Source organism: Flavobacterium sp. PL002 (genome assembly GCF_054165825.1).
This window is the reverse complement of sequence record NZ_CM135110.1, coordinates 3,877,774-3,902,511: the sequence shown is the minus strand read 5'-3', so window position 1 is coordinate 3,902,511 and position 24,738 is coordinate 3,877,774. Positions and strand designations below refer to the sequence as shown.

Annotated in this window: 26 protein-coding genes; 5 read left to right on the top strand and 21 right to left on the bottom strand. The window is 31.0% G+C overall.

Going from position 1 to position 24,738, the window contains the following annotated elements; translation table 11 throughout:
• Nucleotides 1-35: 35 nt before the first annotated feature.
• Together ACVEGE_RS17110 and ACVEGE_RS17105 are read left to right on the top strand one after the other, a co-directional pair.
• A complete protein-coding gene (locus ACVEGE_RS17110) occupies nt 36-1,025 on the top strand; it encodes a glycosyltransferase family 2 protein (RefSeq protein WP_192500601.1) in 990 nt (329 codons plus the stop codon).
• A 73-nt stretch (nt 1,026-1,098) separates the two neighbouring features.
• Nucleotides 1,099-1,932: an OmpA/MotB family protein gene (locus tag ACVEGE_RS17105; RefSeq protein WP_192500600.1), complete on the top strand. Its 834-nt coding sequence runs from the start codon at nt 1,099-1,101 to the stop codon at nt 1,930-1,932.
• Between the two features lie 405 nt (nt 1,933-2,337).
• Here ACVEGE_RS17105 and ACVEGE_RS17100 read toward each other — a convergent pair whose 3' ends face one another.
• The 9 genes from ACVEGE_RS17100 to ACVEGE_RS17060 form a co-directional block, all read right to left on the bottom strand.
• Nucleotides 2,338-2,958, bottom strand: coding sequence for an L-threonylcarbamoyladenylate synthase (locus ACVEGE_RS17100; RefSeq protein WP_173852214.1), 621 nt, complete (start codon nt 2,956-2,958; stop codon nt 2,338-2,340).
• Between the two features lie 30 nt (nt 2,959-2,988).
• Nucleotides 2,989-3,336: a TfoX/Sxy family protein gene (locus tag ACVEGE_RS17095; RefSeq protein WP_173852212.1), complete on the bottom strand. Its 348-nt coding sequence runs from the start codon at nt 3,334-3,336 to the stop codon at nt 2,989-2,991.
• 19 nt (nt 3,337-3,355) lie between these two features.
• Nucleotides 3,356-4,756, bottom strand: coding sequence for a DKNYY domain-containing protein (locus ACVEGE_RS17090; protein WP_192500599.1), 1,401 nt, complete (start codon nt 4,754-4,756; stop codon nt 3,356-3,358).
• A 149-nt stretch (nt 4,757-4,905) separates the two neighbouring features.
• Nucleotides 4,906-5,175: a hypothetical protein gene (locus tag ACVEGE_RS17085; RefSeq protein ID WP_225738096.1), complete on the bottom strand. Its 270-nt coding sequence runs from the start codon at nt 5,173-5,175 to the stop codon at nt 4,906-4,908.
• Between the two features lie 402 nt (nt 5,176-5,577).
• Nucleotides 5,578-6,066: a hypothetical protein gene (locus ACVEGE_RS17080; protein WP_192500597.1), complete on the bottom strand. Its 489-nt coding sequence runs from the start codon at nt 6,064-6,066 to the stop codon at nt 5,578-5,580.
• 201 nt (nt 6,067-6,267) lie between these two features.
• Nucleotides 6,268-6,489, bottom strand: a complete 222-nt coding sequence (locus ACVEGE_RS17075) for a hypothetical protein (protein WP_192500596.1) — start codon at nt 6,487-6,489, stop codon at nt 6,268-6,270.
• 185 nt (nt 6,490-6,674) lie between these two features.
• Nucleotides 6,675-7,196 carry a hypothetical protein gene (locus ACVEGE_RS17070; RefSeq protein WP_458008581.1) on the bottom strand — a complete coding sequence of 174 codons (522 nt, stop codon included), beginning with the start codon at nt 7,194-7,196 and terminating at the stop codon, nt 6,675-6,677.
• 41 nt (nt 7,197-7,237) lie between these two features.
• Nucleotides 7,238-9,571, bottom strand: a complete 2,334-nt coding sequence (locus tag ACVEGE_RS17065; RefSeq protein ID WP_192501335.1) for an ATP-dependent helicase — start codon at nt 9,569-9,571, stop codon at nt 7,238-7,240.
• 165 nt (nt 9,572-9,736) lie between these two features.
• A complete protein-coding gene (locus tag ACVEGE_RS17060) occupies nt 9,737-10,507 on the bottom strand; it encodes a sulfite exporter TauE/SafE family protein (RefSeq protein WP_173855108.1) in 771 nt (256 codons plus the stop codon).
• 136 nt (nt 10,508-10,643) lie between these two features.
• Between ACVEGE_RS17060 and ACVEGE_RS17055 the strand changes: the two genes are divergently transcribed.
• Nucleotides 10,644-11,165, top strand: a complete 522-nt coding sequence (locus ACVEGE_RS17055; RefSeq protein ID WP_173852196.1) for a DUF7935 family protein — start codon at nt 10,644-10,646, stop codon at nt 11,163-11,165.
• Nucleotides 11,166-11,232: 67 nt separating this feature from the next.
• Here ACVEGE_RS17055 and ACVEGE_RS17050 read toward each other — a convergent pair whose 3' ends face one another.
• Complete coding sequence (locus ACVEGE_RS17050) at nt 11,233-13,305, bottom strand: M1 family metallopeptidase (RefSeq protein WP_192501336.1); 2,073 nt, start codon at nt 13,303-13,305, stop codon at nt 11,233-11,235.
• 295 nt (nt 13,306-13,600) lie between these two features.
• On the opposite strand from ACVEGE_RS17050, the gene ACVEGE_RS17045 reads away from it, so the two are divergent.
• Nucleotides 13,601-14,338: a Dph6-related ATP pyrophosphatase gene (locus ACVEGE_RS17045; RefSeq protein ID WP_192501337.1), complete on the top strand. Its 738-nt coding sequence runs from the start codon at nt 13,601-13,603 to the stop codon at nt 14,336-14,338.
• Nucleotides 14,339-14,394: 56 nt separating this feature from the next.
• On the opposite strand, the gene ACVEGE_RS17040 is transcribed toward ACVEGE_RS17045, so the two are convergent.
• The 8 genes from ACVEGE_RS17040 to ACVEGE_RS17005 all read right to left on the bottom strand — a co-directional run bounded on the left by ACVEGE_RS17040 (nt 14,395) and on the right by ACVEGE_RS17005 (nt 20,862).
• Entirely contained in the window at nt 14,395-14,949 is a 555-nt protein-coding gene (locus ACVEGE_RS17040) for a DUF1697 domain-containing protein (RefSeq protein ID WP_173852190.1), read from the bottom strand.
• A 125-nt stretch (nt 14,950-15,074) separates the two neighbouring features.
• On the bottom strand, nt 15,075-15,818 hold the full coding sequence (gene bla / locus ACVEGE_RS17035; RefSeq protein ID WP_192501338.1) for a BlaB/IND/MUS family subclass B1 metallo-beta-lactamase: 744 nt from the start codon (nt 15,816-15,818) through the stop codon (nt 15,075-15,077).
• A 1-nt stretch (nt 15,819) separates the two neighbouring features.
• On the bottom strand, nt 15,820-16,863 hold the full coding sequence (locus ACVEGE_RS17030; RefSeq protein WP_192501339.1) for a serine hydrolase domain-containing protein: 1,044 nt from the start codon (nt 16,861-16,863) through the stop codon (nt 15,820-15,822).
• 18 nt (nt 16,864-16,881) lie between these two features.
• Entirely contained in the window at nt 16,882-17,751 is an 870-nt protein-coding gene (locus tag ACVEGE_RS17025) for a tetratricopeptide repeat protein (RefSeq protein ID WP_192501340.1), read from the bottom strand.
• Between the two features lie 275 nt (nt 17,752-18,026).
• Nucleotides 18,027-18,410, bottom strand: a complete 384-nt coding sequence (locus ACVEGE_RS17020; RefSeq protein WP_192501341.1) for a hypothetical protein — start codon at nt 18,408-18,410, stop codon at nt 18,027-18,029.
• Nucleotides 18,411-18,507: 97 nt separating this feature from the next.
• Complete coding sequence (locus tag ACVEGE_RS17015; RefSeq protein WP_192501342.1) at nt 18,508-19,353, bottom strand: hypothetical protein; 846 nt, start codon at nt 19,351-19,353, stop codon at nt 18,508-18,510.
• A 152-nt stretch (nt 19,354-19,505) separates the two neighbouring features.
• Nucleotides 19,506-20,315 (bottom strand): formylglycine-generating enzyme family protein, encoded by an 810-nt coding sequence (locus ACVEGE_RS17010; protein WP_192501343.1) that lies wholly within the window; start codon nt 20,313-20,315, stop codon nt 19,506-19,508.
• 334 nt (nt 20,316-20,649) lie between these two features.
• Nucleotides 20,650-20,862 (bottom strand): hypothetical protein, encoded by a 213-nt coding sequence (locus ACVEGE_RS17005; protein ID WP_192501344.1) that lies wholly within the window; start codon nt 20,860-20,862, stop codon nt 20,650-20,652.
• Between the two features lie 261 nt (nt 20,863-21,123).
• Here ACVEGE_RS17005 and ACVEGE_RS17000 point away from each other — a divergent pair, with 261 nt between their 5' ends.
• Complete coding sequence (locus ACVEGE_RS17000) at nt 21,124-21,489, top strand: hypothetical protein (RefSeq protein ID WP_225738152.1); 366 nt, start codon at nt 21,124-21,126, stop codon at nt 21,487-21,489.
• A 178-nt stretch (nt 21,490-21,667) separates the two neighbouring features.
• On the opposite strand, the gene ACVEGE_RS16995 is transcribed toward ACVEGE_RS17000, so the two are convergent.
• The 3 genes from ACVEGE_RS16995 to herA form a co-directional block, all read right to left on the bottom strand.
• Entirely contained in the window at nt 21,668-22,189 is a 522-nt protein-coding gene (locus ACVEGE_RS16995) for a hypothetical protein (protein WP_192501345.1), read from the bottom strand.
• A 156-nt stretch (nt 22,190-22,345) separates the two neighbouring features.
• Nucleotides 22,346-22,786 (bottom strand): hypothetical protein, encoded by a 441-nt coding sequence (locus tag ACVEGE_RS16990; RefSeq protein WP_192501346.1) that lies wholly within the window; start codon nt 22,784-22,786, stop codon nt 22,346-22,348.
• A gap of 195 nt (nt 22,787-22,981) precedes the next feature.
• Complete coding sequence (herA, locus tag ACVEGE_RS16985; protein WP_192501347.1) at nt 22,982-24,736, bottom strand: anti-phage-associated helicase HerA; 1,755 nt, start codon at nt 24,734-24,736, stop codon at nt 22,982-22,984.
• Nucleotides 24,737-24,738 lie beyond the last annotated feature (2 nt).

The window sequence follows — 24,738 nt, the reverse complement described above, 5'->3', positions numbered from 1 at the left end:
TTCATTTTCGATTATAAAAACATAAAATATTTATTTTGAAAAAAATCGCAGTCGTTATACTTAATTGGAATGGTGTTTCACTCTTAGAGCAGTTTTTACCATCTATAATCGCTTATTCACCAGAAGCAACTATTTATATCGCTGATAATGCTTCAACAGACACTTCTATTGAGTTTATAAAAAATACTTATCCTGAAGTACAAATTGTAATTAACAAAGCTAATTACGGTTTTGCACAAGGCTATAATGAAGCGTTACAACATATTGATGCTCAAATTTATGCCTTAGTAAATTCAGATATTGAGGTAACTAAGAATTGGTTACAGCCAATATTGGAAACTTTTGAAAAGGAACCTAAAACTGCAATAATTCAGCCAAAAATCTTAGATTTTAAAAAGAAGAATTACTTTGAATACGCTGGAGCTGCTGGCGGTTTCATTGATAAATATGGCTACCCCTATTGTCGGGGACGAATTTTTGACACACTTGAAGAAGATTTAAGTCAATACAACGATAATAGAACAATTTTTTGGGCATCAGGAGCTTGCTTTTTTATTAGAAGCCGAGTTTATAAAGAATTAGCGGGTTTTGATGCTGATTTCTTTGCACATCAAGAAGAAATAGATTTATGTTGGCGAGCTATAAATAAAGGACATACTATTAAATACAATTACCAATCTGTGGTATATCATGTGGGTGGCGCAACGCTGCAACAAGGCAATCCAAGGAAAACCTACCTCAATTTCAGAAATTCGCTATTAATGTTGACTAAAAATTTACCCAAAGAAAAGTTATACTTGGTACTTTTTACCCGTATGATTCTAGACGGTGTTGCAGGAATACAATTTATTTTTAAAGGAAAATGGAAACATTTTACAGCCATTTTAAAAGCACATTTTGATTTTTACGCCTTATTCTCAAAAGCTTATAAAAAAAGAGAGGATTTCCAGCAGCATAAGTACTATAGCACTAAAAGTATCGTTTATAGTTATTACATAAAGGCTGGCAAGGTATTTGTTAAGTAATTTTAACAGAACTTTATGTCCAATATGTAATCATTAAAAACTAAATTTGTAATTAAACTAAACATTAAATTTTATGAAAAAAATCGTAATCGCCTTATCTGTTATGGCACTTTTAAGTTCATGCGTTTCTAAAAAGAAATACGCTGACCTAGAAGCAAAAAATAAAGAAACTCAAGATTTATTAAATTCTGCTACTGTCAAGTTAAATTCTTGTTTAGAAGAGAAAGCAGGGCTTACAGCTACTGTATCAGGATTAAGAGAACACAATCAAACACTTATTAGTTCCTCAAAAGACATGACTGTTTTGACTACTAAAGGTGCTGAGAATATCGAAAAAGCTTTAGAATCTATCAAAGAGAAAGATTTAAAAATAAGCAGAATGCAAGATGCATTAACTAAAAAAGACAGTGTTACACTTGCTGTAGTTACTAGTTTAAAAGGTGCTGTAGGTTTAAATGATCCAGACATCGAAATTAACGTTGAAAAAGGAGTTGTTTTTATCTCAATCGCTGATAAATTATTATTCAAATCAGGAAGCTACGAAGTAACTGATAAAGCAAAAGGTGTTTTAGCTAAAGTGGCTAAAGTAGTAAATGACAAACCAGATTTTGAATGTATGGTTGAAGGTCATACTGATAATGTTCCTTATAACGGAAGTGGTGTTTTACTTGACAACTGGGATTTAAGTGTGAAACGTTCTACATCTATTATTCGTGTTTTAACAAACCAATTAGGTGTTAAACCAGAACAACTTATCGCTGCGGGTAGAAGTTCTTACGTACCATTAGTTGATAATGATACTGCTGAAAACAGAGCACGTAATAGAAGAACACGTATTGTTGTTTTACCTAAAATTGACCAATTCTACGAAATGATTGAAAAAGAAATGAAAAAACAAACTAAATAGTTTTTAATTCTTTTAGAATAATTAAAAGCGCCTCGAATATCGAGGCGCTTTTTTTATGTAATTAACGGAACATCGATTATAATAATAGAATATACCAATAACCATATAATATAGTCGTAATTCGTTTTCTGACAGTGGGCGAACCTCGAGAAGCAACATTATTACCTACTCCATTTGAAATAAATTTAGACTGTTTTTATCATTACTACTGATAAAAAAAATTGAGTGCTATTTCATAAGACTTACACCAAAAAGAAAAAGCAGGTCTTGCGACCTGCTTTAATGTATCCTTAATCTTTTTCTAATAACCAATTAAATATAATTAAGAATAACATACTTTTAAATTGTATATCCTTATGCTAATATAAAAAATATTAGAGTAAAATCAAATATTTTGCCAATAAATTATATAATATCAATATCTCCTTTTCCTGCTCTAACTACAACTGGCTCATCTCCAGACAAATCAATGATAGTTGACCCAACATTATCTCCATAACCACCATCAATAACCAAGTCTACTTGATTTTGCCACTTTTCAAAAATTAACTCTGGATCTGTAGTATACTCAATTACATCATCATCATCGCGAATAGAAGTTGAAACAATAGGATTTCCTAATTGACGTACTATTTCTAAAGCAATTGCATTATTTGGAACACGAATACCTACCGTTGTTTTCTTCTTGAATTCCTTTGGTAAATTATTATTACCAGGTAAAATAAAGGTATAAGGACCAGGCAAGGCTCTCTTTAAAATTTTAAAAGTAGCGGTGTCAATTTGCCTCACATAATCAGATATGTTGCTTAAATCGTGGCATACAAAGGAGAAATTAGCTTTCTCTAGTTTGATCCCTTTTATTTTTGCAATACGCTCTAATGCTTTGGTATTAGTGATATCACAACCTAGACCATAAACCGTATCAGTAGGATATATAACTAATCCCCCATCTTTTAAAACCTTAACAACTTTTGCAATAGCTGCTTCGTTAGGTTTGTCTTCGTATATTTTTAAAAATTGTGCCATTTTCTTTTAATTTAACTACAAAGTTAACCTTTATTTTTTCTTTTTGTGTTTTAAGATGCCGCGTTCGCTAAAATCGAGTCCGTAATTAATCCATCGCAGCAATTGATTATCCGTTTTAAAAGCTTCTTTTTCAATAAATAAAAACCCTTTTATAATTTTTTTAGTAAAATCCATTGGTTTAACATGATTCTCCTCAAGTAATGTTTCGTAAAATTCATCCATAACCCGCAGCATTATCTCCTCCTGCATAATACCGAAACACATTTTATCATTAACCATAAAAGTGTTCCCTCCAAACATTTTCTTTTGCTTAAAATCAACATTCATTTCAATCAAAATTTTTTCTATACGCAGCGATAAAAGTTCGTTATAAGGCATTTTTTAAGTTATTAATGATTTAATAATATTTGGTTTTAGCTTCTAATATTTTAGTTTTATTTACTGGAACAAGGGCTTTGTCTCTCTTCAATTGTCTTATTTTATCTATTTTTATGTCATCAGCCAAAAGTTTTTGTAAGGTGCTTTGGTCTTTAATTTTATAGATGGAATGAAAAATGAGTTGAGTATCTCCGAGTTCATCAAAGTAAAAATAGGCATCGCCATTCTTCCAAACCGATGCATAATGATGATTACTAACTATGCCAATTTTCACCCAATTAGCTTGTAGATTTTCGTCGAGTTGAAAAATGTAAGTGCTACGAGAAGCTAGGCTTTTGTTACTTCTGCTATTATGCCAGATTGATCCTGATTCTAAATACAAGGTTTTTTTACCATCTGAAAAAATAAGAGGAGCAATTTCTGTGAAATTTCCATTTAAAAATGGGTTTTCGCCTGCTTTTTCAATGTTTTTGTTTTGATTATTATAATAAAAAACACCATTCTTACTCAAAAATAGCGCGTGATTAACATGATTTCCATATTTACTAACTACTTTATAAGGTGCGTTTTGTTTATCAAAACTTATATTACCTATAAATACATTTCCAGACGTTGGATCGAAAAGGTAAACATCATTAAATAAATTTTCAATATAAAATGTATACAAATTTTCGTGGCTTTTAATAGGCAGTTTGTTAGTTTTATAGTAAACACTCTGTTCATCTGCAAAATAATTTCGGCTTTTTCTCACATCACTATCATCATATTTATTATCAAGCTGATGCAATGACTGCACGATTGCATCTGGTATTATTTCGCCATCATAAAACGCTTTACTGCCATCTGTTGCAGTATTAGACTTCAAAATAGCGTAATATGGCTTATCACTTTTAGGTAATAAAGTGGTTGAATGCAAATAGGTTTGAGGTTTTTTACCCTCAAAAAAATTATATTGAATTTGTTTCCAAACTCCTTGCCTCCATCCTAAATTGGCATTTTGTATAGTGTTAGGGGCACAAAAATAAGCTGTTTGTCCGTCAAAATAATAGTTATTTCCAATTGATTTAGTAGTAGATGGGTCTAGCGTAGGAATTATTTGGTTGCCACAGTAAACGTTTTTCTTGTCAATAGCCATATGTTTGTCATAATAACTATCAGATATGGGTTTAAATGTTTGTATATCCGCTTGCTCTACCATGTAATATCCATTACTAGGCACGCTAGCGTATATTTTGTTTTGGTACAAAGTAAAATCACCAAATAGTATTTCCCCGTATAAATCAACATCATTATTTTCATTGTCAAAAAGATACACGAATATAAAAAGAAACTGCACCGTTAATACTGTACCTAAAATAATAAGGATTATTTTATTCCATTTTTTTTTTTGTTTCTGCGTTAAAGGTTCAAGGTTTGTCATAAGGTTTTTTATAAAACTACCATTAACCTGTCACTGCTTTGAAATGGCTGTAAAATCGTAACCGCTCAATTTTCGGTTTAACTAAAATATTTTTCGAAAGGATAATTCCACTAAAATCCAACTATATCAAAAAATATAAGATGTTTTTTTTACGTAATATTTCTTTTCTTTCCGCACAAAACACACATTTTTGCTTCAGGTGTTCTAAAAGGTCTTCCACAATTAGTACAATCAGGACCAATAAGTTCGATTGCGTGATGCATTATTGCATACGGTTCCGTCTCTACAAATCCAGTTATATTATTATAGTAATCTAATAATGATTTAAATCTCTCTTGAATATTTCCTTTTGCTATTGAAAATGCTTTGGAATATAATTTAGATGCGATTGCAAACTCTTCTTTATCAAGCATAGGCATATCCATTTTACATCTCCAACAATATTTAATTTCCATTCTTTTCTGCTCTATTTTTTAAGTATTCAGATTTCTACCCATTCGAACTAGATCTAAGACATTATCCGTTTTTAAATTAGTGTTTACAATTCACCATTACTAATAATTTACGAGTAGAATCAGGACATAAATGCATCACTTTCGAACTATCTTTATAATACTTAGATTCAAATTCTGTACAAACTATTTTTCTCAGTTCATCGTTTTTTTTCAAATATCTAATAACGGCTTTGCGCTACACGAGATTTGGGATTAAAGAGGCGAGGTTTTTCCTTTATGCACAAATTTTCCAAGTACAAAACCATTTTTAAATTTAGCCAAATGACCAAATATCTTGTAACTGTTGTTACCAGTAGTTTCTATTAGTTATTTCGGGTCAATAATATTTTTCACAGAGTCAATTTTTTCAATTTTATTTTTCAGCTTTTCTTGATTAATCTCAAGTTCTTTTATTCTGGATTGATACATTAATATTCCAGTTATCAATGAACCAATTGCTACTAAAAGTGATATCGCAGAAATCGGTACCGCATATTTTCCGTATGTTGCCTGAAATTTTGAGATTTGTGCGTCATAAATTGCCTTTTGCGCAGTTTGTTTCTTAGTTTGCTCTTCTTTAAGTAAATACTTTTTCCAACCTCCTAACTTCAAAACTTCCTTACCTTTTTCCAAAATAGTAAATTTACCATGATTTTTAAAAGGCTGTCTTATGAAATCATTTTCACATAGAAAACTTATAATTTCCCGATATTGTATTTGTGTAGCGCCGTTACGCACTATATCTGATACTTCTAATATGTATTCAGGTTTATTTTGAATATCATTTAAAATAGCATCAATTACATTTTTATCCATATTTTTTCGGTTCTTATTGATTCTGTTCTTGAATACACCCACAGTTTTCCGCAATTATTGTCAACGTTTTGGAGCTACAAGATGTTTGGGATTAAAGAAGCGAGTTTTTTCCATTATGCACAAATTTTCCAAATACAAAACCATCTTTAAATTCAGCCTAAAACCCAAATATCTTGTAACGGCTTTTAGCTGTAGTGCCTTTTACCATTCTTTAATTAATATTCCTTTACTGTATTTTTTTGATGATACTGAATATCCTTTTGCTTTGGTATAGATATTTAATATAGATTCAATTGGCATATTTATTCCTGATGAATAAATGCAATCAGATTCACTAATTATATACTCAATTTCAGAAACATATTTTTCTACAATATTTAGTTTGCATATTTCTAAAAAATCTTCAATATTTGGTTTGTTCATTATGTGAAAATATTTTGTTAATCCGCATCTTTTTTGGCATTAGAGCTAACGTCTTGGCGCTACAAGATGTTTGGGATTAAAGATGCGAGTTTTTTCCATTATGCACAAGTTTTCCAAGTACAAAACCATTTTTAAATTCAGCCAAATACCCAAATATCTTGTAACGGCTGTTAGTGGCTGTATTTTTATTCAGTAATTTTCTTTAAATAACTTTTTTTCATATAATTTTTCGGTCCAAAAATGAGATATTTTCTTCTGTTAGAATATTTTTTTCCTTTTCGGACTAATTTTCCTGTTTCAATATTATATACTTGTAATTTGTTTTTTGAAATTTTGTATTTCAAATGATATTCTATTTCGTTTTCCTTTTTTAGTTTGTAATTGTGCGAATTATTTAGTTTCTCAAAATCGACAATAGTATCTTTTCCAATAATTTTCACAGCCCTTTTTTCTGTTTCATTATCTTCTTTTTCAAACCTCAAATACAGTTTGTCATTTAGGATTGTATAATTTCCATTAAGTTCTATATGTTGTAAATCTCCTGATGATTCATAATGAAAAGTATTATTTGGTTTCAATTCAATTTCTGTTATGAAGAAACCTAAATCAGCAAAGTTTGAACGATATTTTCCATCAACGTTTCTGTTCAAACTACAAGAAATTAAAAATGTAGAAAAGTAAATAACTAAAATAATTTTCAATTTCATTTTCGGTTTATTTTCGTTTTTTGCAGTAATATAGCCACTAACTACCCAATAACATCAAGTTTTGCAAAACGCAATAGCAACTTTTTAAGTCCGCCAACTTCAAATTTTATTTCCGCTTTTTTATCAGCGCCTACTCCTTCAATATTTACAATTTGACCTCTACCAAAACGTTCGTGCATTACGATATTTCCCATAGCTAGGTTATTATCAAATAAATTGGGTCCTGATGCAGGCCCGCTACCGGTCATCGGTTTTAGTTTTCTAACTGAAGATTCTAATTTTTGATCATTCCCTACTGCTTTTTGAGGCGGAGTACCATTAGATGGTTTTGATAAACGCATTTTAGATTTATCTACATCCCCAAAGATATCCTTATCAATAGGCGAATTATATCGGTAATTGGATTCGGCTGGTGTTAGGTATTCTAAAAACTGTCCGTCAATCTCCTCAATAAAACGCGATGGTTCACTATCTGTCAATTTTCCCCAGCGGTATCTTGACTGCGAGTACGTTAAATACGCCTGATGTTCTGCACGTGTTAGCGCTACATAAAACAAACGACGCTCTTCCTCTAACTCACTACGGGTACTCATACTCATCGCACTTGGAAACAAATCTTCTTCCATTCCTACCACAAAAACATGAGGGAATTCTAGCCCTTTTGCAAGATGAATAGTCATTAACGCTACACGATCTTCATCACTAGTATCTTTATCTAAATCTGTAGCCAAAGCCACATCTTCCATAAATTCAGCCAAAGCACCACGAGCGCCATCAATTTCTTTTTGACCTTCAGTAAAATCTTTTAAACCGTTTAATAACTCTTCTATATTCTGAATTTTAGCCATTCCCTCTGGAGTAGCATCTTTTTTAAGCTCTTGAACTAATCCTGTTTTTTTAGAAACATGATCTGTTACATAAAAGGCATCATGGTTTTGATCAATGGCTTGAAAACTCAAAATCATCAAGACAAAATCTTTTAATTTCTGTTTCGTACCATTGTTTAGTTTTAAATCAATCTTATCAATATTCTGCATGACTTCAAATATAGAACGCTTGTAATGATTTGCAGCAACGACTAATTTTTCAACTGTCGTATCCCCTATTCCTCTTGCGGGATAGTTAATAACACGCATCAATGCTTCCTCATCTTTTGGATTGATAACCAGCCTTAAATAACATAGGACATCTTTGATTTCTTTTCTTTGATAAAAAGACAAACCACCATAAATACGGTACGGAATATCGCGCTTACGCAAAGCATCCTCCATCGCTCTTGATTGTGCATTGGTACGGTACAAAATTGCAAATTGACCATTTGTCATTTGCTGTTGCATTTTTTGTTCAAAAATGGTGCTGGCAACAAAACGTCCTTCTTCAGCATCAGTCATGCTGCGGTGCACTTTTATTTTTGGTCCAAATTCATTTGCTGTCCAAACAATCTTATCCAGCTTTACTTTATTTTTATCAATAATGGTATTTGCTGCTTCTACAATATTACGCGTTGAACGGTAATTTTGCTCTAATTTAAATGTTTTTACGCCTTCATAATCCTTCTGAAAATTCAGAATATTATTAATATTTGCCCCTCTAAAAGCATAAATACTTTGCGCATCATCACCTACAACACAAATATTTTGAAATTTATCTGATAAAGCACGTACAATTAAGTATTGGGAGTGGTTGGTATCTTGGTACTCATCTACCATGATGTAACGAAAACGGTTTTGATACTTGGCTAAAACTTCTGGAAAACGTGTCAATAACTCATTGGTCTTTAATAACAAATCATCAAAATCCATTGCACCTGATTTGAAGCATTTCTCTACGTATTTCTCATAAAGCTCACCCATACGTGGCTTTTTGGACATTGCATCAGCCTCTTGCAACTCTTTGTCATTAAAATAAGCTTTTACGGTGATTAAGCTATTTTTAAAATTAGAGATGCGTCCTAGTACTTGTTTTGGCTTGTACACATCTCTATCCAACTGCATTTCTTTAATAATTCCTGAAATGGCACGAAGCGAATCCTGAGAATCATAGATAGTAAAATTAGAAGGATAGCCTAGCTTATCGGCTTCTGAACGTAGAATTCGAGCAAAAACCGAGTGAAAAGTTCCCATCCAAAGGTTTTTAGCCTCGCCTGAACCTACAATATCTGAGATACGTTTTTTCATTTCACGCGCTGCTTTATTAGTAAAAGTCAACGATAAAATGTTAAATGCATCAATTCCTTGTTGCATTAAGTACGCAATTCGTATGGTAAGCACCCTTGTTTTTCCGGAGCCAGCACCAGCAATAATGATCATTGGACCTTCTTTTTGTAATACGGGTTCGCGCTGGGCTTCGTTAAGTTGGGATATATATTGTTGCATGAAGTTTTTTCTATTTATGCAAAAATAAGAATTTAAGAATTAATACAATCGGAAGCTGTGAAGTTTTAACGGCATAATAGTGTTCGTTTAATACAATAATTATTATTTTATGTATCGAAAGTAATCCATGCTATTACTTCAAGATTATTAGCTCGTACTATTTTTTTATTTGTTCCAAAAAACATCGTACGCAAAACGAATTAACGTTCCAACAACCACAACTAAAAAGAAAATTCGGATAAAACCGTTTCCTTTATTAATCGCCAGTTTAGCTCCTAACCAACCGCCTAATGCATTGCAAGCAGCCATGGGTAAAGCAATAGCCCAAATAATTTTACCTTTTAAAGCAAACAGACAAATGGAACCAAAATTAGTTGCCAAGTTGACCATTTTAGCATTTGCAGAAGCATGAAGAAAATCAAACCCCATTAACGCAATAAAAGCAACTACAAAAAAACTTCCCGTACCAGGACCAATAAAGCCATCATAGAAACCCACTATAAAACTGATTAGTACGGCATTTAGCACTAACGTTCTATCTGAAAGATTTTTAGCTACATGTTGACCAAAGTTTTTCTTTGCATACGTATAAATCGCTAGTAAGGAGAGTATAAAAAGCAGCAGCGGCTTCATGAAATCATTGCTCATGTAGGTCAATAAAGTAGACCCTAAAAAGGCTGACGGCATGGCTAATGCCATCATGATAAGAAGTAATTTCCAGTTCATATTTACCTTCTTTAAATACTGATAAGCAGCAAAAGAAGTTCCGCTAAAAGCAGGGATTTTCAGAGTACCTATAACTGTTGAAACAGGCAAATTAGGCAAGAAAATCAAACCCGCTGGTGTTTGAATAAGTCCGCCCCCACCAACAATTGCATCTATAAAACCAGCTACAAATGCTGCGATGCAAAGAAATAATAGGATATAGTTTTCCATGAAAATGTAAAAAATTGAAAATGCAATTAGAAAATGAGGACAATTGACAAAAATACAACTCAACAATCTAAATAACACTATAAACGTTATGAATTTCAACCAAAAAGTATATTTTTGTTTCTCTAAAAAAAAAATTATGGATTCTACTATTATTACAAACATACTTGCTTATACGATTCCTTCAATAATTACAGGAGCAGTTGCTTATTTTTTATTCGATTCGCATTTTAAAGACCAACAAAACACACGTCGATGGATGTTGCAAAAAGACAATCAAGCAGCGACTTTACCTTTGCGTTTGCAAGCTTACGAGCGCATGACATTGTTCATGGAGCGTATAAATCCTTCGCAACTCATGGTGCGCGTAACGCCTATATCTGATGATAAAAACGAATATCAAAATTATGTTGTAGCACAAATTGAACAAGAATTTGAACACAATTTATCCCAACAAATATACATTAGCGAAGAATGTTGGTCGATTATTTTGGCTGCCAAAAATGCAACCATACAAATGATTCGTTTGGCAACAAAAAAAGATTCGGTTACTAATGCTGATGCCTTACGTGAAGAGATATTGACTTCTTTATTTGATAAAACATCTCCTAGTGGTGCTGCTTTATCCTTTATAAAAAATGAAGTAAACCAACTCTGGTAATCAGTAAATAAAAAAGTGCCTTTAATTAACTTTAAAAATTAATTGAAGGCACTTTTTATTTTATTTTTTACGGTTTCAACTCAAGAAGCAATCTGTTTAGCTGAAATTGTTCCTTTTCGTTTAGATTGGGTAATATTCTTTGAAAAGAAACCACCATTTCGGGATTTTTAAGCAACAAACGGATGTTGTCTCTACCAAATTTTGAAAACTGCCACATATGGTGCGTTGTTGCATTGACTAAATTTTCTAAAACTTGATCATTGAGCAACTTAAAAGCAAGGAGTTTTTCTAGCGCGTTTTGCCGTGTCGTTGCCTCATAATTAATTGAGGAATAATTGATTAATTCAGTTATTAAAACAGATTTATCTATATCATATTCTTGTGTTGACAATGCTAATGAAAGCCATAATGTTTTGATATTGTAATCATTAAATCCTAACCAATCTTTAGATGCTTCCAAATAAGCAACTCGTTTTTCAGGAAAATTATTCCACAAATAATACAATGCTAATTCTTGTGTTTGATACGATTCATCATTTAGTAAAGTCTCGTATGCCTTTCTAAATTCTTCCGGAATTTTAGACAATGAACTCGCTACGGCTTGCCTAACTTGAACGTTATTTGTGGCTAGAGCCAATTGTAATAATGCTTTTTTAGCTTTAAATTTCTCGTTTCTTAATTGGTTAACGACGGCTATTTTTACTTCAAAATAAACATTAGATTGCAACACTTCAGCAAAAAACTTTTCTTTATCTACTAATGGATTTTTTTTAAGCTTTTCAACTTCAAAAAGGGTTTTTATCATTTTGTTAGACAATAGTAAGTCATTGGCTTGTGATGTATTAAAGGTAGTTGATTCAAGCCATACTTTACTAAAATCTGCAGTATCAAAATCAGCTATTTTTTTAATTTCGTTAAAAAAATCATCTGTTTCTACTGTTTGATAGCGGTACTTTTTTAAATAATTACAAATTGCTTTTTTAAATTTTTTATCCCCTAATGATTCATTCAAAACAAAAAGTGCCCAAGCCCCTTTTTGATAAAAGCTTAACGAACTTGCTTTGGCATTCAAAACCGGAATACTATCTGTTCGAGAAGCGTATTTTATTTGTTGGGCTGACTCGTATAATTTGTAATAAAAATAATCGTCTCCAAATAGTTCACGCTCAGCTAATAAAGCATAGTAGGTTGCAAATCCTTCTTGCAACCAGTGGTCCTTACCACTTTGTGCAGTAATCAAATCACCAAACCATTGATGTGCTAATTCATGTGCATTGACATTGGTATAACTACGGTCTTCAAATCCTATAGCGTCTACCACATACCTGCTTGAAAATAGTGTTGCTGTGGTATTCTCCATTCCAGCATACAAAAAATCTCGAACCGGAATTTGTCGGTATACTTCCCAAGGATACTTCACTCCTATTGCTTTTTCTAAAAAATTAAACATTGCTGTACTGTAGCGGTAAGTCGTTTCGTAATTAGCTGTGTCTTTTGGTTCAATATAGTATTCTAAAGGAATTCCCGACTTTGATTTTTCAATGTGTTTATCAAATTTACCTATGGAAAGCATCAATAAGTAAGAGCTCATTGGTTTTTTCATTTGATATTTCCAATGATTCAATCCTTCGCTGGTAATTTTAGAATCTAAAACTCCGTTAGAAACTACCTGATACTTTTCATCGACAACTACTTCAAGACCAAAAACTAATTTTTCATTGACATCATCAAAACTTGGAAACCAATTACTTGTATAACGCCCTTGTCCTTGTGTCCAGATTTGTAAATTGTCTTTTTCTTCAGATCCTACAAAGTACAAAGCTTGTTTTGGCTGAGCCAAATAATTAAAACTAATCTCGTATTTTCCTTTTTGGAACGGAAAAATCAGTAGCAATTGTTTTTCATTATTTTCAAAAAGTAGCTGCGCTTGATTCAACTCCACATTAGTAAAGGTCATGTTTTGTGCATCAATTTTAATCGTGTCTATAGGTTGTAAGACTTCTACAATGTAATTGACCGACCCAGAAACTGATTTCTCCTTGGCGTTTACTCTAATTTGTCCCGTAACCGACTTAAAATCGACTGACTGACTTTGTTGTGCAAATGCCACAGTAGATAATAACAATAAAAGGTATTTCATTTTATAGGATTTTATAGTATCGTAATGCCATTTTTTCAGGATTATTAGTACAATAACAATGATTGCTATCAAATTAATTATAATTCCTTAGTCTTTAAAGTGCTAAAAATAAATTTATTCACTTTAAAAATCCCAATTTTTCAATCGGTTAGAGGTTATTTTATAGTTGTTTTGTAATAACGCTATTGTCAGTTCATTGTCGCCAAAGTTACAAAGATTTAGTATTAGAAGTCACGGCTTGTTATAAAAACAGTACTTTTTTTGTACGTTTACAACCAAATTCAACAACGATAAATTGAAAAAGAAAGCCTTATTTAATTGGAGTAGCGGTAAAGATTCCGCTTTAGCATTATACAAAACCCTACAGAACCCTGAAATTGAAATTTGCACACTGCTAACGAGTGTTAATGAGCAGTTTCAGCGCATTTCTATGCACGGTGTTCGCGTAGAATTGTTACAGCAACAGGCAAAAAGTATTGGATTGCCTCTCGAAATCATGCAAATTCCTGAAATGCCCACAATGGAAGTTTATGAAACCGTAATGTCAAATACACTGAGTAAACTTAAACAACAAGGTATTACTCACTCCATTTTTGGAGATATTTTCCTTGAAGACCTACGCAAATATCGAGAAGACAAGTTAACTACGCTCGATTTTGAAGGTATTTTTCCGCTATGGAAAATCCCTACACATGATATAATTCAGGAATTTATCAGTTTGGGTTTCAAAACCATTGTGGTTTGTGTCAACGAACGTTATCTCGACAAAAGTTTTGTTGGTAGAATTATTGATCAAGAATTCCTCAATGATTTGCCTGAAAATGTTGATGTTTGTGGTGAAAATGGAGAGTTCCATACATTTACTTTTGATGGTCCATTATTTTCATATCCAATAAATTTTGAAATAGGTGAAATTGTTTACCGAAAATATGAAAAACCCGAAAAAGAAGATAGCTCAGACACAGCCTGTGATACTAGTGCTACTGATGCATTTGATTATGGGTTTTGGTATTGTGATTTGCTTAAAAAATAATAAAAAAGCACTTAAGTTAATTTCTTAAGCGCTTTCAGATAAATTAATAATTACTATTAGCTCACTTTACTGTCTTCATACATTTTCAACAAGTTAGTAACGGTATTCCAGTTTCTAATAGTAGCTGTAAGGTTTAATTTTTTCTCTATGTATTTTTGATCTAGCCTTGTTTTTCCAGCACCTACCGCATATTTAATAAAAATTTTGTTTTTATCAATTTGTGCTTCGTCTGGCTTGAACTGACTAATTTTTAAGTCGTTGATGTTGTCACTTCGTAACTCTTTTGATACAAAAGCCACGTATAATTTTTTTAAGTCGGCTTCTTTTTCTTTCAAAAAAGGATTATTTGAAAAGCAGTTTTGCAAATCCTCCATTCCCAAGACTATAGCAGGTACATCATAACCAAATTCCTTAAAAATCTCTTGTTTGATTTTAAAACCCACCGTAGCGGCATCTGGTTCTTCACTAGTCACAAAAACATTTCCTGATTGTATATAGGTAGCCACATTAGTAAATCCCATGTTTTCTAGCATTTTTTGCAAGGCATCCATTTTAATCATGTTGTGTCCTGAAACATTGATACCACGTAATAAGGCGAGATGAGTTGTCATTGTATGCTTTTTTTTTATTTGGTTCCAAAGATATTGTCTTTACAATAGAAATCACAATTTAAATACCCGCTTTATTCTTTAAATGTAAATTGAAACAATCGAGATTTAAATAAAAGGTATTGCTCCTACTTCCTTTTCTTATTATTTTCCTCTAATAAATATAAAGTATGGTCTAAAGCTTTTGTGCTAGTCCAATCGTGGTGCCCCGTTATGATGTATTTGGGATCTTGAAATTTAGCTTGCACTTTTTTTATCGTTTTTGGCCATTGCGGGACATTTGCTTCCCCAACATACTCTAAATCTCTTGCATCGATACTTTTTACAAGGCAACCTCCATAAAGTACTTTTTGGTCGTTGAACCAAATAACAATATTATCTTTTGTATGTCCTGAACCGGCATAATATGTTTCAAAAGTTTTATCGCCAACCGTAAAAACAGTATCTTTTTGTATCAAAAATTGCGCTCTAGGCTGGTTCTTTTTAATCGAAATCTTATCAGTCAAATTGGTCGTGTAGGTTTTGATTCCGTGTTGTTTATAAAAATCCAATCCTGATGTTCTGTCTTCGTGAGAATGGGTGGCTATTGCCATAATTACTTTTTTATGGTGGCGCGATTCAATGCTGTCTAGTAAATTTTGATAAGGAAAATCATCCCATGGCGAGTCAATAAGTACTACACCAGCAGTAGTAACAACATACATGGCATTAGCATCTTGTTTTTTAGTACCAAACATTTTGTAGCTGCTGTAAACATAAAAATCAGTTGTAATTGGCGTAATTTTTAATTCGTTTTTTACTGTTTGTCCAGTAGCAACAATGCTTAGAAATAAGAACAGCAAGCAATTAGTATAAAAAGTTTTCCTTATCATTTTATTTTTTATCCTCTAGTTTTAAAATAATCTCTTTTACTTGATTACCAAAATAATACGCTAACTCTAGTTTGTCGTTCATTTGGTTTTCCAAAACTACGACACTAATTTTATTTTTAGGAAAATAAATATTTAAAGACGCAAAACCATCACCCAAGCCAGTGTGTCCTATGTATTTTGTTTTTCCATTATTATTTACTCGAATCCCATAGCCGTAACCACATTTTTCTTTCCCAAAGGAATTGTGTTGTGCTAAAACGGTTTCACTCACCATCAATTTATAGGTTTCTGGTTTTAAAATTTTACCCTCATGCAAGTTAGAATTCCAAATCACCAAATCTTCTGCGGTGGTAATGATACCATCAGCGGGAGTAGAATCGGGATTTATTTGTGACGTTTCTACTTTCGTGAAAACACCGTCTTTGTTTTTGTAACCCGTTACAATAGGTTTGTTTTTATCTTTTACATAAGCAAAAGTATGTTTCATTTTTAGTGCTTTAAACAATGAATCAGCCATTTGATTGTAGGTTTTTTTACTCGAAAAAGCGATAATTTTCCCTAAAAGTACATTAGAGAAATTTCCATATTTAAAACTAGTTCCAGGTTTGAATAATAACGGTTTGTCTATAGCATCAATTCCGTGCGTGTGGTTCAGCAATTGATGCACTGTAACCGTATCAGCCCAAGATTGCGTTAAATAAGGCAAATAAGTTTTTATAGGTGCTTGCAAATCAACCTTACCTTTATCAACTTCTCTTAAAAGTAATGCTGCTGTTATTTGTTTCGAATTAGACATGATTTCGAAATTATCTTGCATTTTTAAGGGCGTTTTCTTTTCTAAATTCGAAAAACCATATGCTTTAGTATATTTCACGATACCATTTTCTGCTATAGCGATCACTCCGTTAAAGTTTCTAATATCAGTAGTTTTGATCAAACTATCTACAGAAGCTGCGTAATTATTCTTTTTTTGTGCAAACAAATTGCAGTGGATAAAGAGTAGTAATACTGTAATATAACAAGAGATGTGCGTGCTTGTTTTCATTTATTTACGGTAGTTATTTTAGTTTAATTTTATATTATTACTTTCTGCTATTTTTATAAATAAAGCTTCTTTATCTTCCGCTTTTAACTTTTGATACATCATTGCCATAATTTTTTCAGAGTCCGCTTTGTAATCTGAATTTTCATTAGTGTAAATGCGGTGTGCCTTAAAAATATTATCCAATGCTTTTTCATATTCTTTTAAACCAAAATAGGCTTTTCCTGCTCCATAATACCCCTCTGCATTATTCGGTTCATAATCGATGAGTTTTTCATAATAACGAACCGAGTTTTTAAAATCGGATTTTAAAGAATACACAACAGCAATATTCATTAATGAAAAGTTTCCCTCAGGATAAATTGCTAGTGATTTTTTATAATATTTTATAGCATTGTCATAATCGTCAAGCTTACGGTAACAAGCAGCCATATCATCATAAGCAAGAACATAATTTTTCTCTTCTTTAATTGCCAATTGAAAACCTTCAATAGCCAACTCGTATTTGCCCTTAATCATCATGTCTTTGGCCATTGTATAATAATTCGCCGCACTTTGATTATCCGAATCAGCGTAATGCACCTCTCTCTTAGCCTTAATTTTATCTTCTTTTACAACGTTGCAAGTTTCAGGTAAAAGAGCCTTAATCTCTCGCATTATTGTAGTAATCCCTTCCACTGTATTAGCTTTTTCTCTAATTTTATCATCCTTTTCTTCCATAAAAGTTTTTGCAAATGAATTCCCAATACATTCACTAAAGTTTTTTTCAGAAGGCCTATTATAATCCGCCAAACAATTGCAGGTTTCTATTGCCGCTCTTTTTTCTAAAGATTGTGAAAAAGAGAATATGCTATTAAGTAGCATGAAAGTAAATAAGATCCATTTTTTCATATTTGTATTTTAATTTCTAATTTTTTTAATGAGGTAGATAGTTTTTAAATCAATTACCAGTTTAGATTCTCGTCTTTTCTCTTGTCCAAATACGTTTTCATAAATAATACAGCAACAGCCAAGCGAAAAAAACGATATACCCAAATATTTACTTCCCAAAACAATAGTTCGTGGTTAGTTCTTGTATCAAATAAGGAATAGATAAAAGAGATTAAAAATAATATGGCTAAGCCTAAATAAACATTTTTGGACATCTTCATAATTAGTTCGTTTTTTTAAACTAGGTAATTGGTTCGTTTTTTAAGTATTTGTTTTAACTTATAAACGTAGTAAAAAATTAAATATAAATATATAAAAAGTACTACATGTGTTGCTATATTAAACAAGCTTTGAATAAATTCATAAATTGAACTATAGTCTGTTATGTTGTATAAAAATGTAATTAGTATAAAATCGAATAGTAAGGACAGTATAATAATCCAAAATTTTTGTTTTATGATTTTAGTAACTACACTTCCTAAAAGACAACTTAAAATAACTGCTCCTGCAAATTTTTCAGTTGCACCTATTTGATTATTAGACATGAAAACCGTTAAATATGAAAAAAGTGCAATAATAACCGTATTTACAATTGCCATTACCGTTAGTAATTTCTGCATTTTTATATTCTTTTAACTATTTAATTCTTCTTATAGTAACCATCTCAATTAGGTGATCACATTAACTTAGAGAAAAAAGTGTTGGCATTAGTAATTTTTATTCAAGAATAAATATCTTTTCAAATAATATTGTTTTAGTAATTTTAGCATTTTCAAGATCAAAATAGCTATTCTTTCCGCTTAACTTTGTTAATCCAAACCATTCGGTAAATCTTTCAAAAGTTCTTAAAGTGTAACAGCTATTGAATAGTTTCTCGGGAGTCGAATAGTCTTCATTAAAATAGGTGATGAATTTTTCAAAAACTTGTAGGTACTTTTTAGCAAAATAGTTTGTTGAGTTTTCTTTATCGCCAAATTTTTTCAATAAGTAAATTGAAAATAAATAGCCATATTGTCCAACTGGTTCTTTTGTGTAGCCATCGTTGTAAGCCCAATTAAATTTTTCTGAAAAAATTAAAAAAATTATTTTAAAAAGTTCAACACGATTTTCGTTTTTTAAACATCTTTCGCCATTTTTTGTAAGCAATAATTTCCCCTTAGTCTTTTTGACAAGATTTGTCGATTCACATACAATTCTAGCGGTCTTTATTGGAACACATACGTCTTCTCTATAAAGTTTGTTAATTCCAGATTCGATGTGTTCGTCAACAATAAATCTAAAATCATATAATTCAACAAGTATTTTTTTTGGAAGTGCCCCTAGTGGCGTGAGTTTTATAAATCCATCTCGTTTTATAATTTTCAGTAACTCTTCTGAAATTCTAAAAAAAGGAATTTCATCAAGTATCTCAGAATTAATTGTACTACTAAACTTAATACAAGAATTTTCACCCAGCGGATTATAAATTAATTCATGAGTTTGATTTGGAGTTAAGCCAGATAATTTATCTAATTCAGAATTATTATATTTAAAAATTTCGTCAGGAATTCCCGAAATATACATATTTAGTTGGTTTTTAAATTATTACTGTATCGTCTCACGCTTTATACTTGTGAGTTTTGAGACCGATTGTTTTTTGCTAAACAAAAATACACTTTGAAACATTAAAGCTACTAAAATTCCAAATATGGCAAAACGGGTGTTGGTGAATGTATTTAGTTACTTTTTGCAATTCTAAATCCAAATCCGTCATTCCGTGTATTTTTTGGCGATTGATACCTAACTTCTGGCATGTGAATGCCGTATTCTAATGGTTCACCGTTTGTGTTTTGTGTTTCGTAAAACCAACTTACACCTTTTGAAATTTTATAATTCCCTTCTCCTTCGGCAGGTCCTTGGGGATTTTTATTATTAACCAAACTGTCTTTTTCAGGATTATACCAATCAAAAACCCATTCACCAACATTTCCTGTCATATCATATATTCCAAGTTCATTAGGCTTTAGAAGTCCAACTTTATGAAATGTACTGTTTGAGTTTTCTTTAACCCAACCCACTTCAATTGGATTATTACTACCACTATATTTAAATCCTTTTGTTTGTTTGCCACCCTTTGCTGCATATTCCCATTCTGCTTCTGTTGGAAGTCTTCCTCCCGCCCATTTTGCAAAATCATTTGCTTCGTCCCAAGTTGCAAGCATAGGATTTTCATCAATCCACTTGTAATTCACTTTAATTCCGTTTGCACTTTCTATAGGTGCGTTTGGCATTTTTCTAGCAGTATTTTTACAAAATTCCTTAAACTGTTTAACGGTAATTTCATACTTGCTTATATAAAAGTCATCAAGTTCAACCATTCTGTGTGGACTTGTGAAACCTTTTATGGTGTCGCCTTTAGGGCTTATTAATATTTGATTTTTACCTTGCTCAAAAGTGCCTCCTTCAACAAAAATCCACTCCGTTTCTTCTTGACTTTTTGTGCAAGAAGTAAATACAATTAGTCCAATTAAAATTATAAATGTCAATTTTACCACAAATACCCGATTAAAATTACTACTAACTAACATATATTATAATTATATTAATAAATTTTTCCCTCCTTAAAAAGGTTTTAGAGCTACCTACTCCAATAAAACAAAATCCGTAACAAAAAAAAAGTCATCATTCATTTGCTGTGGATTAATTTTTTTTTCGTGCTGTTCAAATATAAAATATATTATTTTAAACATTTAATTTAGATGGTCAAGTGCTGATTTAGAAAAAAATCTTATTTTATGCTATGTTCTGACTTATCAAGAAACTGTAATTACAATAATTCCAACTAGACAATAATTGCTGTCATCAGTTAGTTTACTTTATTTATGGATATTCAAATCCAAATTCATAATTATCTAATTTATCATCCCGTAATTTATAACTCGCATAATAAACTGGCATATTATAGTTTTCTAGTATTTTACCTTTTGTATCTTTTGGTGCTTGAATGCGGTAATAGATTTCAATGTAATTATTTGTACTGTCAATTGGAGCGTAACATTTTCCGAGCTTTTCAATAATTTGATTTTTACTCATTCCTAATTTTATTCCATTTTGAGTTTTAAAAGAATTAAAATTTAATATCCGATAACTATTTGACCCTTTATTAGAATTCTCCACTTTAATAATCGAAATTTGAAATTTACTATCTTCTGGATGTTACTGGATAGTTATGCCGAAATTACGCAGATAAAAACAATTTAAAAATACACATTTTTTTCCGCAGAAAGTTGGATTTTAGTAGCAGAAACTTGAAAATTTGCGGTTAAAAATATCATTTAAAAAAACCAACTGACAATGATGGAATGGAAACCAATAACATTAATTGAACTTTACGACGAAATTCAAAAAACAGAAAACGACTTGAACGGAGAGTTATGGAATTTTTGGCAATTACTAAAAATTGAGCCTGAAAAATGGGCAGAAGAACAGTACGGAAACGAAGGTGGAGGTTTTTGGGTTGTAGCAATTTGTGGAAAAAAAATTATTTGGTATAATGATATAGAAGATGGTTTCAATATTTCAGATTATAAAAACTATGGACAGATTGACCAATATTACTGTAATCAAGAAGAAATTAGTTCAGCTGTTACTCGACTATTTGATTTGATAAAATTTAGCGGGAACATAATCGGACAAGCTGGGCCACCTATAAACTTTTGATTTAAAAATCATAATTCCGACAAAAATAACCATCCAGTAACAGCCGTTACAAGAGATTTGGGTATTTGGCTGAATTTAAAGATGGTTTTGTTCTAGGAAATTTTCCAGACTATTTTTTTTTGTGAATTTTTACAGCTTGTAAAAAGTAGAATTCCAATAATTAGGATTAGAATATTTTTCATTTATCTATTAATTTCGCTTTCAACATTTCTTCTAAATCTTTTATGCTTTTTTTACTTTCAATTTTAAAACCAAATGAAATCATAATAACACCAATTAGGAGCATAAAATAAGGAATTAACATCAAAAAACCTCCTTCAGAATTTAGTCCATTATTGAAAATAATGATATAAGTTGTAACTAAACAACCTACTATGACAACACTTAGCCATATTAACATAAAGACTTTCACCATTACAACAACATTCATTGTTACGTTTATTCTAGAACCATTACTATCATTATGAATTTCGCCATTTATTTTAGGAAGAAATGAGTTTCTATAGTTTATAGCTCTTTTAATTTCAAATGAATTATTATCTATTTTACCAATATAAGGCTTAGAATAAGAATAATTATTAGCACCAAAACCAAAAGATTTTTCAGCTTCAATTTCATTTTGAAGATGAATTACAAGTTCTTCTTTAGTTAATGAAGAATGATAAACTAATTTTTCAAAAGGCAATAATTTTTTAATCATCTGTTTTTATTTTTATTTCTGGAAATTTTATTATTTAATTTTTGGATTAAATAGGTTCAAATAAATAGTGACTTGTAAATAAGCTGTTGTATTACATTTTTTTTTATGCTGTGGGATTAATCGACCGTTTTGAGATGGTATATTCATTGTTAGCGCTCAATTTTCAGAATTCTCTATATCATGTTTCGGCAGTTCAGAAAATTCAGATTCTTGATTTGTATTTACTATAATAACTTTTGTTGTTTTTATTGTGTAAAAAAGAACAAGTGTTCCAACTATTAAATTTACAGATATCAATAGATAATATTCTAGCCAATTTATGTCAATTCCATAATTGAAATTTTTAACTAATCCTTGGACTAATTGAATTACTGAAAATATGAGCAAAAAGAGAGTTGTCCAAATTATTATTCCAATTCTTGCGTATTTATGTTTAGTTAAAATAAAAACTAACAATAAAAATTGTACTATCATTGGCATAATACCAACCGATTGATTATAATAAAAAGTTATAAAAATTGTTTTAAGTAGCAATCCTCCAACTATTAAAATGACTATCCTATAGAAATTTTTGTTCTTAAATTCTGTTTCTTTCATAGTATTATTTTATAGTGATTTTCCGGTCAGCGCGTGAACTGACGCACAACGTCTTGGCGCTACAAGAGGTTTTGGATTAAAGATGAGAGATTTTTCCATTATGCACAAATTTTCCAAGTACAAAACCATATTTAAATTCAGCCAAATGCCAAAAATCTTGTAACGGCTGTTATGCCTTCGTACTTTTACGCTATACTATTTATACCATTCTTTTTTTAATTCATCAAAATCCATATCCTTCCATTCACTTTTCCAAAGTTCCCAATATGGAATATCATTTGAAGAAGGTTGAGGATTACATCTATCAATTGTTACTATAGAAGGCAAAATTATTGATTCACCTAATAATAATGCGTCTCCTTGTTTTAAAGAAGTCATTTTATCAACTAAAGAACCTAATGAATCAGGTAATAGTTTTTTAACATAACTTTGATCTACTGGATTAGTTAATCTCATCGCAATAAAATTATTACATTGTGAAAAAATTGTTTCCGAAATTTCAGATGGTCTTTGGCTAGCAAGTAATAATGTTATACCGTATTTCCTACCTTCTTTTGCTATTCTTTCAATTGATTGTTTTGCTGATCTATACTTAGCTAGGTCACTATTTGGCACATATTTATGCGCTTCTTCAAACACTAATAATATTGGAATGTCATTGTTTATTTTCTCATCAACATCTTTTAAACATCTTAATCTTTTGTATATATAACCATATTCAAAAATAAGTCTTGATATTAAAGAAACGGTAATACTTAATACATCAAAAGGAACTCCACTTAAATCAAGTATAGTAACATTTGAATTTGATGCAGAATATCCAATTAAATTTTTTATTGTATCCTCAAAAGATATTTTTGTAGACTTTTCGCCTAGCAAAAAGTCTAATCTTTTATCAGTAAGTTTATTTTCTAAGCGATTAATGAAATTTATTAGTTTCCCGTTATGACCAACAGCTGCTGTCCCGGTTGATGTTAGTTTTTCAGTAAAAAGTCTATAGCAATTTTCTTCATTGAAGACAAATTTAAAACCTTTTGAATCTTCCCATGTAATGTCATTGTTAGTGATTTTTCTTTCATTGTTTCTGTTCGAAACATATTGCAAGATTTCTTTTAAATCAAATGGAATTGGAGAATCAAAGTGAATTTTATTTTTTTCTTCATCTGTTCCAACAAATTTTAATTTTCGGTTATTAACTATTGCCTCTTTTAAAATCGTTCTTTGATTGTGGTCATTTGCTTCTGTATCTAAAAAAAATTCTTCTAATTCTTCTCCTTTTAAAAGCCAATAAGGTAAAATCAAACTCGAAATATCTATTATATTCGCATCTGGAAAAGAAGCTTTATATTCTGAATGAATATCAAAAATAATAACATGCGAATTATTTAATGAAAAACTGCCTTCTTTAGCTGAAACTGCTTTTTGAATAATTGATGATAAAGTATGTGATTTTCCGGAACCTGTCGAACCTACAACAGCAATATGTTTATTAAAAAACTTATTTCCATTTACTGGAACTTTCACTGTAGGATTTGTTGAAAGTGAAGAGAAGCAAAAACTTTCATTTGTTGTTATTGATTCTTCATATATTTTTTTGATTTCATCAATTGTAGCAGGAAAGACGTCTTTTGGAGGTATAGCGAGAGAATCTCCTCCTCTTTCAAATTTACCATCTCTCAAAACACCAAGAGGAAATGCTTCAATAATATGCTCTCTTATATGTATAATTTCTCCATTTGCATCTTTAACATCTCGTATTGATATTTGAAAATTTTCAATGATTGCTATTAAACTAGCATTTTCACTATCTTCAATTTTTAGGTATGAACCTACTTTTAATGTTTCATCAACATTTCTAAATATATCCAAATCTTTAACAGATATTTTTACTTTATCTGGAAATACAGCAATAACTTGAGCATTTTGCTCTTTTAAATCTTCTAGGCTCATAA